Source organism: Campylobacter sp. BCW_6460, assembly GCF_001762705.1.
GTDB classification, from domain to species: Bacteria; Campylobacterota; Campylobacteria; order Campylobacterales; family Campylobacteraceae; genus Campylobacter_D; species Campylobacter_D jejuni.
Window position 1 is genome coordinate 110,573 of sequence record NZ_MJXI01000035.1, and the last position, 12,651, is coordinate 123,223.

At 31.0% G+C, this 12,651-nt stretch carries 13 protein-coding genes, 5 tRNA genes and 1 pseudogene; 2 read left to right on the forward strand and 17 right to left on the reverse strand.

From position 1 onward, the window contains the following. Positions 1-16: 16 nt before the first annotated feature. From nusG to nssR, 13 genes and pseudogenes are all read right to left on the reverse strand, one after another. A complete protein-coding gene (gene nusG / locus AJ881_RS07750) occupies positions 17-550 on the reverse strand; it encodes a transcription termination/antitermination protein NusG (RefSeq protein WP_002851098.1) in 534 nt (177 codons plus the stop codon). A 9-nt stretch (positions 551-559) separates the two neighbouring features. Continuing rightward, positions 560-739 carry a preprotein translocase subunit SecE gene (gene secE / locus AJ881_RS07755; RefSeq protein WP_052949732.1) on the reverse strand — a complete coding sequence of 60 codons (180 nt, stop codon included), beginning with the start codon at positions 737-739 and terminating at the stop codon, positions 560-562. A gap of 18 nt (positions 740-757) precedes the next feature. Beyond that, positions 758-833 (reverse strand) — tRNA-Trp (locus tag AJ881_RS07760). Between the two features lie 11 nt (positions 834-844). Continuing rightward, positions 845-1,003, reverse strand: a complete 159-nt coding sequence (gene rpmG, locus AJ881_RS07765; RefSeq protein ID WP_052949730.1) for a 50S ribosomal protein L33 — start codon at positions 1,001-1,003, stop codon at positions 845-847. 52 nt (positions 1,004-1,055) lie between these two features. Then, on the reverse strand, positions 1,056-2,255 hold the full coding sequence (gene tuf, locus AJ881_RS07770; RefSeq protein WP_002855271.1) for an elongation factor Tu: 1,200 nt from the start codon (positions 2,253-2,255) through the stop codon (positions 1,056-1,058). Between the two features lie 68 nt (positions 2,256-2,323). Beyond that, positions 2,324-2,398 (reverse strand) — tRNA-Thr (locus tag AJ881_RS07775). Positions 2,399-2,501: 103 nt separating this feature from the next. Further along, positions 2,502-2,578: transfer RNA gene (locus AJ881_RS07780), tRNA-Gly, on the reverse strand. A 6-nt stretch (positions 2,579-2,584) separates the two neighbouring features. Beyond that, positions 2,585-2,670 (reverse strand) — tRNA-Tyr (locus tag AJ881_RS07785). Between the two features lie 49 nt (positions 2,671-2,719). After that, a tRNA-Thr gene (locus AJ881_RS07790) sits at positions 2,720-2,795 on the reverse strand. Between the two features lie 91 nt (positions 2,796-2,886). Further along, positions 2,887-3,647: pseudogene (locus AJ881_RS07795) on the reverse strand (amino acid ABC transporter ATP-binding protein). 1 nt (position 3,648) lies between these two features. After that, the gene (locus AJ881_RS07800; protein WP_052858141.1) at positions 3,649-4,305 is read right to left on the reverse strand and encodes an amino acid ABC transporter permease; all 657 of its coding nucleotides are present in this window, start codon (positions 4,303-4,305) and stop codon (positions 3,649-3,651) included. Further along, a complete protein-coding gene (locus AJ881_RS07805) occupies positions 4,298-4,999 on the reverse strand; it encodes an amino acid ABC transporter permease (protein WP_002871192.1) in 702 nt (233 codons plus the stop codon). Before AJ881_RS07805 ends, AJ881_RS07800 begins: the two co-directional genes overlap by 8 nt. Before the next feature lie 15 nt (positions 5,000-5,014). Continuing rightward, a complete protein-coding gene (nssR, locus tag AJ881_RS07810; RefSeq protein ID WP_002871191.1) occupies positions 5,015-5,611 on the reverse strand; it encodes a nitrosative stress-sensitive transcriptional regulator NssR in 597 nt (198 codons plus the stop codon). A gap of 94 nt (positions 5,612-5,705) precedes the next feature. Between nssR and ctb the strand changes: the two genes are divergently transcribed. Next, positions 5,706-6,089 (forward strand): truncated hemoglobin Ctb, encoded by a 384-nt coding sequence (gene ctb, locus AJ881_RS07815; protein WP_070261391.1) that lies wholly within the window; start codon positions 5,706-5,708, stop codon positions 6,087-6,089. Here ctb and recG read toward each other — a convergent pair. Genes recG through AJ881_RS07830 form a run of 3 tightly spaced genes read right to left on the reverse strand, consistent with a single transcriptional unit; the run spans position 6,086 to position 10,165 of the window. Then, positions 6,086-7,909, reverse strand: a complete 1,824-nt coding sequence (gene recG, locus AJ881_RS07820; protein ID WP_070283331.1) for an ATP-dependent DNA helicase RecG — start codon at positions 7,907-7,909, stop codon at positions 6,086-6,088. The genes ctb and recG overlap by 4 nt on opposite strands. Beyond that, on the reverse strand, positions 7,899-9,119 hold the full coding sequence (locus tag AJ881_RS07825) for a M16 family metallopeptidase (RefSeq protein WP_070283332.1): 1,221 nt from the start codon (positions 9,117-9,119) through the stop codon (positions 7,899-7,901). Before AJ881_RS07825 ends, recG begins: the two co-directional genes overlap by 11 nt. Next, on the reverse strand, positions 9,119-10,165 hold the full coding sequence (locus tag AJ881_RS07830; protein WP_002871187.1) for a dehypoxanthine futalosine cyclase: 1,047 nt from the start codon (positions 10,163-10,165) through the stop codon (positions 9,119-9,121). Before AJ881_RS07830 ends, AJ881_RS07825 begins: the two co-directional genes overlap by 1 nt. Before the next feature lie 74 nt (positions 10,166-10,239). On the opposite strand from AJ881_RS07830, the gene AJ881_RS07835 reads away from it, so the two are divergent. Beyond that, positions 10,240-11,427 (forward strand): MFS transporter, encoded by a 1,188-nt coding sequence (locus AJ881_RS07835; protein ID WP_070283333.1) that lies wholly within the window; start codon positions 10,240-10,242, stop codon positions 11,425-11,427. Positions 11,428-11,442: 15 nt separating this feature from the next. Here AJ881_RS07835 and nusA read toward each other — a convergent pair whose 3' ends face one another. Next, positions 11,443-12,531 (reverse strand): transcription termination factor NusA, encoded by a 1,089-nt coding sequence (gene nusA, locus AJ881_RS07840; RefSeq protein ID WP_002871185.1) that lies wholly within the window; start codon positions 12,529-12,531, stop codon positions 11,443-11,445. Positions 12,532-12,651 lie beyond the last annotated feature (120 nt).

Sequence of the window (12,651 nt, forward strand, 5' to 3'; positions counted from 1 at the left end):
CCTTACTTGATATAAATTAAATTATTTTCTCAACTTGAGAATATAAGATCTCCACTGGAGTTGAGCGTCCAAAAATAGAAACATTTAATTTTAATAAACCACGAACCATATCATACTCTTCTACAATTGCAGTAAAGTTTGCAAATGGCCCTTCTGTGATTCTCACATTTTCCCCTTCTTCAAAAGAAATCTTTGGCTTAGGCGCTGCACGATTGTGAACTTTTTCCAAAATTAAATTAATATCTTTTTCTGTTAAAGGGGTTGGCTTTTTGGATTCTCCAATAAAACGACCAACCTTTGGAAGAGATTGAATGCGATGCCAAAGCTCTGTATTTAAATCAAGAAGTGCAAAAACGTATCCTGAATACAAACTTCTTTCGCTAATCTTCTCCTTTCCATTCTTAAATTCAATAACATCTTCAGTTGGAACAACAATTTCTTTAAGTTGTTCTTCAATTCCGTTATCTTTTACTAAATTTTCAATGGCTCTTTTAACTGCCATTTCACTGCCAGCATAAGTTTGAATTGCATACCATTTATGAGTACTCATTTACTCTCCTTATACGATCGCAGAAACAATAGAGGACATAAGCCAATCCACTAACGCCAAAAACAAAGAAATCACCGCAACAACCACAAAAACTGCAATGTAGGCATTTCTTACCTGTTCTTTTAAAGGAAAAATTACTTTCCTTAATTCGGCTTTTGATAATTTAAAATAAGTTATTAATTTTTCCATTTATTTAAACCTTAATTATGGCAGGGCAAGAGGGATTCGAACCCCCAACCATCGGATTTGGAATCCGGCGCTCTACCGTTGGAGCTATTGCCCTAAGGCGCAAGCTTAACTTTTTAGCTTAACTTCTTTGTGAAGTATATGTTTTTTTAATCTTGGGCAATATTTTTTTAATTCTAATTTTTCAGTAGTATTTTTACTATTTTTATAGGTACTATAATTAATATCACCACATTCTTCACACTTTAAACCAACTTTAATTCTCATTTTAATTTTCCTTAAAAAATTAAAGCCAAGCTTTTAACTTGGCTTTATTAAATTATTTAATAATTTTAGAAACAACACCTGAACCAACAGTTTTACCACCTTCACGAATAGCAAAACGAGTTCCTTCTTCAAGTGCTACTGGAGCGATCAAGCTTACAGTAATTCTCACATTTTCACCTGGCATAACCATTTCAACACCATCAGCTAATTTAATCGAACCTGTAACATCAGTTGTTCTTACATAAAACTGTGGTCTATAGTTGTTAAAGAATGGAGTATGTCTTCCACCTTCATCTTTATTTAAGATATAAACTTCAGCTTCGAAGTCAGTGTGTGGAGTAATTGATTTTGGTTTAGCAAGAACCATACCACGGATAACTTCTTCTTTTTTAGTACCACGAAGAAGAACACCTACGTTATCTCCTGCTTCGCCTTGATCCATTTCTTTTCTGAACATTTCAACACCTGTTACAGTTGTTGTTTGAGTATCTTTAATACCAACGATTTCGATAGTATCACCTACTTTTACAACACCTTTTTCAATTCTACCTGTAACAACAGTACCACGACCTGAAATTGAGAAAACGTCTTCAATTGGCATCAAGAAGTCTTTTTCAGTATCACGAGTTGGAGTTGGAATATAGCTATCAACTGCAGCCATAAGATCCATAATTTTTGCTGACCATTCACCATCTTGTCCAGCTTTAGCTTCTTCAAGAGCTTTTAAAGCAGAACCAGAAATAATAGGTGTATCATCGCCTGGGAAATCATAAGAGCTTAATAATTCTCTAATTTCCATTTCGACTAACTCTAAAAGTTCAGCATCATCAACCATATCTGCTTTATTCATAAAAACAACAATATATGGAACGCCTACTTGACGAGAAAGAAGAATGTGCTCTCTAGTTTGTGGCATAGGGCCATCTGCAGCAGAAACAACCAAGATCGCTCCATCCATTTGTGCAGCACCTGTAATCATGTTTTTAACATAATCTGCGTGACCTGGGCAGTCAACGTGTGCATAGTGACGATTGTCTGTTTCATATTCAATATGAGAAGTAGCAATAGTAATACCACGCTCTTTTTCTTCTGGAGCATTATCGATATTATCATAATCTTTAAGCTCTGCTAAACCTCTTCTAGAAAGAACAGCAGAAATAGCAGCTGTTAAAGTAGTTTTACCATGGTCAACGTGACCAATAGTACCAATATTTACGTGTGGCTTATTACGTGAAAATTTTTCTTTAGCCATTTTTTTCCTCCGTATAAAAAATAAATTGAGCAAAGCAAGTCTTATATCTATATAATTTTTTCAATTCATGGAGCTCATAGCGGGAATTGAACCCGCGACCTCTCCCTTACCAAGGGAGTGCTCTACCTCTGAGCCATACGAGCGCTCAGAAAAATTATACATAATAACAGACAACAAAAACTCTTAATGGGATATATACTGTAAGTTAAAGGTTTTAAAATACAGCTCCCAGTTCTTTTAAATTATTGGAGCGGGAAACGGGACTCGAACCCGCGACCCTCAGCTTGGAAGGCTGATGCTCTAGCCAACTGAGCTACTCCCGCAAAGCATGGTGGTGAGTCGTGGATTCGAACCACGGAAGGCGAAAGCCAGCAGATTTACAGTCTGCCCTCGTTGGCCACTTGAGTAACTCACCATAAAAATATTGCTTTTTCAATATTCTGGTCAAACACTGCTAAAATAAATGGAGCTGGTTAAGGGACTTGAACCCCCGACCTGCTGCTTACAAGGCAGCTGCTCTACCAACTGAGCTAAACCAGCAAAAATAAAAGTGAGATTATAACTCAAAAAAAAATTTTTGTCAAGACTTTTTTAGTTTTTCTATAAAATTTTAGTCTTGTAAAGTTTATTATCATAAACCAATATTATTTTTATCTATTTATGATAATCAAACAAATTTAAAAATTTCTTTGCTCTTTCGCTTTTTGGATTTTCAAAAAAACTTTTAGGATCATTTTCTTCGATGATTTTTCCTTCATCCATAAAAATAATTTTATCTGCTACAGCTTTAGCAAAACCCATTTCATGAGTAACAATAAGCATAGTCATACCCTCTTTTGCAAGATTTAACATCACTTCTAAAACTTCTCTAACAATCTCAGGATCCAGTGCTGCTGTAACCTCATCAAAAAGCATTAACTCAGGATTCATACATAAACTTCTTACTATGGCAATTCTTTGCTTTTGTCCTCCGCTAAGCTCTCTTGGATAAGCATGAATTTTATGCAAAAGTCCCACCTTTTCAAGCCAAATTTTAGCCTCTTTTAAAACCTCATCTTTCTTTCTTTTTTGTACTTTCATGGGTCCTAAAAGTATATTTTCTTCAACACTTAAATGCTCAAAAAGTTCATAAGATTGAAAAACCATGCCAACTTTTTGACGCATTCTTGGCCATTCTTTAAAATCTTTATCTATTTTCTCATTATCAATATAAATATTACCACTTGCAATCTCTTCAAGCCCATTAATACAACGCAAAAGCGTAGATTTTCCACATCCGCTAGGACCTAAAATCACCACAACTTCTTTGGCTTTAACTTCTAAATTAATATCTTTTAAGGCGTGATGCGAACCATAATACTTTTGTAAATTTTCTATTTTTAGTATGCTCATTTTAGCTCCATTTTTTCTCTAATTTTCTTGAATATAAAGTGATAGGATAACAAAGTATAAAAAAGATAAAAAAAATCAAACCATAAATAATAAAAGGTGCAAAATCATTTTTATTATGAAATTCTATAATTTGTTGCCCTATCTTGACAAGCTCTACCGCTCCGATTAAATAAGCAAAGGTTGTACTTTTAATCATGCGAGTAAGTAAATTCATGCTCATAGGAGTTAAACGACGCATAGCTTGTGGAATAATAATATAAACAAAACTTTGCACCGTATTTAAACCTAAAGATGATGCACTTTCATACTGATGCTTTGGAATACTCTGCAAGGAAACACGCACTAAATCCATCATCTCAAAACAACCCCAAATGCTAAAGACAATAATAGCTGCACTTACAGAACTCAAATCCCACTCAAACCATCTAGGAAAACCAAAATACACCACAAAAAGCCATACCAAAAGTGGCATAACACGCACAAATTCTAAACCTAAACGACAAAAAGCATAGATATAGGTATTTTTAAAACTCATTAAAATTCCCAAAAACAACCCACCTATCGAAGTAATAATAATGCTGATAAATGAAATTTCAAGAGTGACAAAAAGCCCTTGCCAGAGTCTTAAAAGCGTATCGGTATTTAAAAGTTCAAGCATGAATCAACCTTTTTTCAAACTTTAGCAAAATAAAAGACAAAGGCAAAATAATGCACAAATATCCCATAAACAACAAAAACAATAGCTCATCTGTCTTATAGGTTAAGGAATTTAAACTCTTCATTAAATTCACCAAATCTGGCAAGGCAATAATACTAACCACTGAAGTTTCTTTGATTAAAAATATAATATTAGCACTAATACTTGGCATAGAAATAGCTAAAGCTTGCGGCAAAATCACATAACGCAAATTTCCAAATTTTGAAAAACCCAAAGAAAGTCCGGCTTCAAACTGCTGTTTTCTTATGGCTTCAAATCCCGCCCTTAAACTCTCAGCCATATAGGAACCCCCTAAAAAACTAAGTCCTACTATAGCACAAGCAAAAGAAGGTCTTAAAGTTTCTTCTACGCTTAAACAAATCACACTAAGCGGTGGAATTTGTTCTAAATGTATATTAAATTTAGGTAAAGCATAATATAAGAAAAAAAGTTGAATTAATAAAGGCGTATTTCTTGAAAACTCTATATAAAGCTTGCAAATATTTTCTAAAATTTTTATTTTAAAATAACTCATTAAAATACAAAACAAGCCTATTATCAAAGAAAAAATAATTCCAAAAAAGCTTAGTTTTATCGTAAGCCAAGCAGCTGTTAAAAAAGCAGGAGCTTGAGCTAATATAAAATCAAAATCCATTCTCTACCTTAAATTTTACCAAAGTTCTTTCATGATCATATCTTTATTTAAAATTTCAATTCTACCTTTTTTTGTATCAATAAGTTCTGAAATTTTAAGCTCTTTTAACACTCGAGATAAAGATTGTGCTCTAACATTTAAATCAATTGCAATTTGTTTTTGTGAAATTGTATCTAAATTTTTTTCATTTTCCAAAAGATACTTTAATAATCTCGTCCTTAAATCTAATGCATTTTGAGATAATTTCTTTTCTAAAATTTTAATTTTATCAAAAAGTGAACTGATGAGTAAAAAATTGAATTCTTTATTTTCACTGCATAAATTTTGAAAATTAATAAAATCAATTTCCAAAATTTCTCCATCTTCTTCAAAAATAGCATTAGCAGGATAATTTAATTTTTTAAAAGCAGGCATTTCTGCTATAAAATTTAGAGGATTAAAATAATGCAAAGTAATTTCTTTATCACTTGCTGTACTTTTATAAATGCGTATTTTTCCCTTGAGTAAAATAAAAAATTTTTTAGCCTCTTCGCCTTCATAAAATAAAATACTATTTTTTTGAAATTTTTTTAATTTTCCTACACTAGATAAAAGTTCTAAATAATCTTTCATTATATACATTTTCCATTCTTAACTTATGTTAAATTTAATTTATCTTATTTTTGCTATATTAACGCCATAAAATTAACATTTAAGAAAGGCTTATATGAAATTTGAAACAATTAATCAAGAAAGTATAGCAAAACTCATGGAAATATTTTATGAAAAAGTTAGAAAAGATAAGGATTTAGGTCCTATTTTTAACAATGCTATTGGAACAAGCGATGAAGAATGGAAAGATCATAAAGCAAAAATAGGAAATTTTTGGGCAGGCATGCTTTTAGGCGAAGGTGATTATAATGGGCAACCCTTAAAAAAGCATCTAGATCTACCTCCTTTTCCTCAAGAATTTTTTGAAGTTTGGCTAAAACTTTTTGAAGAAAGTTTAAATATAGTTTATAATGAGGAAATGAAAAATGTCATTTTACAGCGTGCACAAATGATAGCTTCACATTTTCAAAATATGCTTTACAAGTACGGCAGACATTAATTTGGCAATTTTTTTGCCAAATCTTTTTTCACCTCTTCTAAAATCTCCTCATCCTTAGAAAAATCAAAAAATTTAAACTCATTTCCATGTTGCATAAAACCATCGAGCAAATCTCCACTCAAACGATTTTTAAGATCAAGCTCTGCTATTTTAAACCCATCTAAAGTGCTAGCAAATTCTTTTAAACGACTCGGAATTTCTTTAAGCTTAGTATAAAGATAGCAAGTACTTTTAAGCCCTACACGGCCTACACGGCCACGAAGTTGATGTAAAGTAGCAAGTCCTAAACGTTCCGCCCCCACAATCACTATCATACTCAATCTTGGCAAAGAAATACCTACTTCCACCACTGTAGTGCTTAGTAAAATATTTCCCTCATCTCTAAAACGCTCTAAAATTTCATCTTTTTGTTTATCTTTTCCATGAGTTACAAAAACTTTTTCATAATGACTCTGCCAATATTCTTTAGCCTGTTCTAAAGAAAGATAAGGAATCTTATCACTAGCACTCACTAAGGGATAAATAATGATAATTTGATGATTTTTAGAAATTTCTTCCTTGATCTTCTCGCTAAGCTTAGAAAAACCTTCATTTTGTATGCAATAAGTTGTAATATCTTTTTTAAAAGGCATTTGTTTAATAAAGCTAAAATTTAAAAGTTCAGATTGTATCATGCTTAAAGTTCTTGGAATAGGCGTAGCTGAAAACTGTATAAAATGAGGGGCAAATTCTTGCTTATTTAAAGAATGAATTTTCTCACGCTGAGCTGATCCAAAACGATGTTGTTCGTCTATCATTACAAGTACGGCATTATGGCTTTCTAAATGAATTAAAGCATGAGTGCCTATGATAAGATTTGCTTTTTGAATATTTTGTTCTAAATCTTTTTCTTTTTTACCCCCTTTAATAAACAAAATATTCATAAAATCAGGTAAAAATTTCTTAGCCTCTTCATAAAGCTGATACGCTAAAATACTAGTAGGTGCCATTAAAATAGCTTGCTTAGGATAAACCATCAAAGCCGCACCAAGTAAAACCAAGGTTTTACCACACCCCACATCACCCATAATCACACGCCTTTTGGCTTCTTTTGAGTGTAAATCTTTTTCTATGTCTTTTAAGGCGTTAAGCTGATCTTTAGTAAGAGAAAAAGGCAAATCCTTAATCCAATTGGCTATATTAAAAACATTGATTTGATGAGCTTTAAAATGCGTTTTTTTAGCTTTTAAACGCTTTAAAAAATTATATATTTCTATGTATTTTAAATCTTTGCTAAAATTTTGCAAATTTTCAAACATAAAAAAACTTTTTTCATCATAGGCATGTAAATTTAAAAGAAAATGTATATATTTATCCTCTATGCCACTTTCTTTTAAATTTTCATAGTTAAGATATTTATGTATAAAAGCAGCAATTTTTGTATCTTTTAAGCCTAAAATTTGATACTTTGGACTAAAACCCTCAAAAGAAGTTAAAATTTTAGGATTGTTAAATTGCCAAGTGTGATTAAAACGTGAGAGTTTAGCATTAAAAATAAGCTCTTTTCCTACCTTACAAATCCCAAAATGCCAAGCTCTAGGATGAAAAAACACAAAAGAGATATTTTCTTGCCATTCTTCACAAAAACCCAAACCAAAAAGTTGATTTTTTCTTGAACTAACGCTTTTTATAGTGATTTTTTGGGTGCAAATTTCATTTTCTTTAGGATTTTTACTTGGATTTAAATTTTCAATTTTTTTAGGTAAAAGAAGCGCTAAATCAATAGCGCTTCTAATTTTTAATTTTTTAAAAAATTCAAAATCACTTTCTTTAATTTTCATTTTGTATGCTTGCAAAACTTATATTTAAAAGCTCTTGATGTTTTTTAATATAAGCATTGATGGTTTCAAGTTTAACCTTTTCCATAAGTTTTAACTCTTCTTTACAATATCCCAAATTTAAACCTTGATAAAATTCATTAAAGGCCATAGATAAACGCTTGCTTAAGCTTTCATAACGCAAAGGAGTTGATCCTATGAGAAAATTTTTAGCTTGATCAAGTTCGTTTTGAGTCATGCCATTTTTTATAAAATCTTCAAAAAGCTCTTTTACAATTTTTTTAGCTTCTTTAGCGCTTTCATTTTTAGTTTGTAAATATCCAAAAACTCTAGAAAAAGACATATTCATATCAAGCATAGCATAAGCTGAGTATGCAAGACCTCTTTTAACACGAATTTCTTCCATAATCCTTGAACCAAATCCCCCTTGTCCTAGCACAAATAAAGCAATTTTTGCAAGATATAAATCCTTATCTTTAAAATCGGCAAAAAAAGGCGTAGCAAAATAAATATAAGCTTGTTTACTTTCTGGGCGTAGCAAAATTTCATCTTTGATGTTTTTGCTTAACTCATATTTTTTTGGAGTATTTTTCTTACCTATTTGAAGTTTTGATAAGAGTTTTAAAAGATCTTCCTTGGCTTGTTTTTCTTCTAAATCTCCTCCTAAAATCACAACCAAATCGCTAAGATGGATAAAATTTTTATAAAAATTTTGTAAATCTTTTAAAGACAAAGTTTCTATACTTTTTTCATCTCCATCATTTGAACTTTGAAATTCTTTACATTTAAAAATTTGAGCATTGAGTAAATTTTTTGCTAAATAATCAAAATCACTATTTTTACTCGCGAGCTCACCTAAGGCATTGATTTTTAATTTTTGCAAAGTTTTTTCTTCTATTCTTGGTTTTAAAAGCAATTTTTCTAAACTCTTTAAAGCAAAATCAAAATTTTCTTTCAAGCAAGAAAGATTGATTTCCAAGCTTTCAAAACCACTACTTGCCTCTAAATTTATCGCTCTAAATTCTAAATCCTTAAAAAATTTATCATCCACGCCTTCATTTAAAATACGTGAAAACATCTTAGCTAAGCCTGCTATTTCATCATAACTTCTAGCACAATTTCTAAAGACAAGCTTTAAAACAACAATAGGAAAATCAGAATTTTTTTCAAAAATAAAAGGGATTTTAACACCCCTACTCTCTAAATACTGCATTAAAACCTTTCTAAAATTTCATAAGCGGTATTGCGTTTAGCTGGATTTTCGCCTAAACTTCTAATCAGCCTTATCATCTCATCTTGATTCATTCTATAACTTGCTCCTGCGGCACTTACTACATTTTCTTCCATCATGGTTGAGCCTAAATCGTTAGCCCCAAATTTTAAAGCAAGTTGACCTATAATCGAGCCTTGAGTTACCCAAGAACTTTGCAAATTTTTAAAATTATCTAAATAAAGTCTTGCTAAAGCTAAAAGTCTTAAATACTTGTTAGAACTTTGCTTCATAATCTCTGGATGTTTTTGGATTAAAGCAGTATTATCACTTTGAAAGCTCCATAAAATAAAAGCTCTAAATCCCCCTGTTTCATCTTGTAATTTTCTCAAATGCTCAAAATGATCGATGATTTCTTCATCATTTTCAACCGTTCCAAACATCATAGTAGCTGTACTTTTCATACCGATTTTATGAGCTTGGCGATGTACTTCTAACCAAGTAGCTGTATCGCATTTATTTGGTGCAATGATATCACGCACCCTATCGCTTAGCACCTCAGCACCTGCTCCTGGTATAGAAAATAAACCTTTAGCTTGCAATCTTTGCAGCACTTCAGTAATTGAAATTTTAGATGCTTTTGCAATATAAGCGATTTCAACTGCTGAAAAACCATGTACAGTGATATTTGGATAATGTTCTTTTATCCAAGAAACTAATTCTTCATACCATTCTATTTTTAATTTTGGGTGCACCCCACCTTGAAAAAGAATTTGTGTACCCCCAATAGCTTCAAGCTCCTCTATCTTCTTGCCTATCTCCTCAAAGCTTAAAATATAAGCATCATCTTCTTTATGATGGCGATAAAAAGCACAAAAAGAACAATCAATACAACAAACATTGGTATAATTAATATTTCTATCCACAACAAAAGTGGTAATTTTTTCAGGATGAAGTTCTAATTTTCTTTTATAAGCCATTTCTCCAAGTTCCGTTAAACTCGCATGATATAATAAATCTAAAGCTTCTTTTTTATCCAGTCTTTTCAAAATTTTTCCTTGTTTTTTTACATAATTAAAATAATTATAGCATTTAAAATATAAATTATGCTATAGTTTCGCTTATGAATTACATTGAACTATTAAAAAATAATAAAAATATCAGAATATTAGCTTCGGTTCAGTTTATAGTATATTTTGGAGCATGGTTTTCTCAAACTGGAGTTTTTACCCTTTTAGTCGAGCTTAATGCTCCTACTTGGGCAACAGCTACAAGTGCTATGCTTGCTTTTTTACCTGGAGTTTTGCTTGCTCCTATTAATGGCGTCATAGTAGAGAAAAATAAACCTAAAAAACTTTTACTCAGTATGATTAGCATAGAATTAATTTCTATTTTTTGTCTTATTTTTGTCACAAGTCTTAGCATGCTTTGGCTTTTGTTTATTTTAATCTTCATAAGACTTTGCGTTGCTTCGATTTATTTTCAAGCTGAAATGAGTTTATTGGCGAAAATTTTAACCCCTCAAGAACTTAAACTCGCTAATGAAATGCACAGTGTCATTTGGGCGATTTCTTATACAACAGGTATGGCAAGTGCGGGAATTTTTATTTATTTTCTAGGAGTTAAAACCGCTTTTTTATTTGACTGTGTACTTATACTCATAGGCATTTCTTTTTTAGTAAGATTAAGCATTCCTGATTTTCATCAAAAAACACAAAGTCGCTTTTTTACCATGATAAAAGAAGGATTTTTCTATGTTTTAAATAATAAAATAATTTTTCATCTTATCTTGCTTCACGCTTTTATAGGTTTAACTGCTTATGAAACCTTGGTTACGCTTTTAGCGCAACATCAATATAAAGAAGTTTTATCTGCTGCTTTAGTAATAGGGTTTTTAAATGCAGTACGTGCTTGTTCTTTAGCTATAGGACCTATGGTTTTAAGCAAATTTATTAATGATAAAAATTTATTTTACATGTATCTTGGTCAAGGTTTTGGTATTATACTTTGGGCTTTAACTCAATTTAATTTTTATATTTCTTTTTTAGGTTTAATTGGCGCAGGTTTTTTTACCTCAGCACTTTGGGCTTACACCTACACTATGATACAAAAAAATGCTGACAAAGAATATCATGGTAGAGTGATCGCTTATACAGATATGATTTATCTTAGTTTTAGCGCTATTATTTCAATGCTTATGGGCTTTTTATTTGAAATAGGCTTGAGTTTAGAACTGATTACAGGTTTATTGGGTATGATTTTTATCTTTGCGGCATTTTATTGGAAGTGGTTTTATAAAAAATATTTGTGAAAATTCACAAATATTTTAAATTTTAAACAAATCTTGAAGATTTTTCATTGCTTCTTCATTACTGATGGCATTATTTAGCTGCGATGAGCTTAATTCATTGAGCTCTATTTCATAACCACTTAACATAGAAGCAAGGCGAATATTAATACCATTTTTTCCTATAGCTTTACTTTTTTGTTCGCTATTTAAACTTACAATAGCTTTTTTATCTTCAATTTTTACAGAATTTACAATAGCAGGAGCTAAGGCACGAGAAATTAAAATTTCACTCTCATTTGTAAATTCTATACAATCAATATTTTCATTATGAAGCTCTTTGCTTACTGCATTAATTCTTACACCTTTAACACCTACTGTAGCACCTACAGGATCGATATTTGCTCCATTGGCCTGAAGAATGATTTTTGCTCTTTCACCTGGAATTCTAGCACATCCTATAATATTGACATAACCATCTTTGATTTCTGGAACCTCAGCTTCAAGTAAACATTCTAAAAATTTAGGACTTGTACGACTAAGCTCGATTTTAATACCCTTATCTGTATAAACACGGCGTATCACCGATTTTACCACATCACCTATTTTAAACTTTTCCCCTTTAATGCGATTTTTTCTTGGCAAAAAAGCTCTTAATTCATCTATTTCAATAAAAGTATTTTCTTCATTATCCACTCTAACAACTGTACCAAAAACCATTTGCCCTACTTTGTTTTTATATTTTTCAAAAATAGTTTGTTCTAATAATTTTTGTATATGATATTCAAGTTCTTTATGCAAGGTATTTACCGCAGTTCTTCCTAAATTTTCCAAAGAACATTCATAAGTTAATTCATCTCCTATTTCAACATCTGGAGCTTCTGATTTTGCCTTACTTAACGCGATAAAACTCTCACTTTTATTTTGTAATCTCTCGTCATTATCTGCTACTATGGTAATTTTTTGATAAAGATTTAAATTTTTAGGATCTACAAAAAACTCATATTCTTGTCCATAAATTCTTTTTGCAGTATTGATTAAAGCGGTAGCTACTTTTTCTTTTACATTCTCTAAGTTTAAATTTTTTTCATTAGCAATAGATTCGATAATATCTGCTATCTTTTCCATATTTTATAAAACCTTTTTTTGTGGGAAATTTAAAAATGTAGATAAAAATTATATCCTTAATAAGTTTAATTAAAAGTAAAATTTGCTAAAATTATAGATTAAAATGAAAATTCTTAAGGA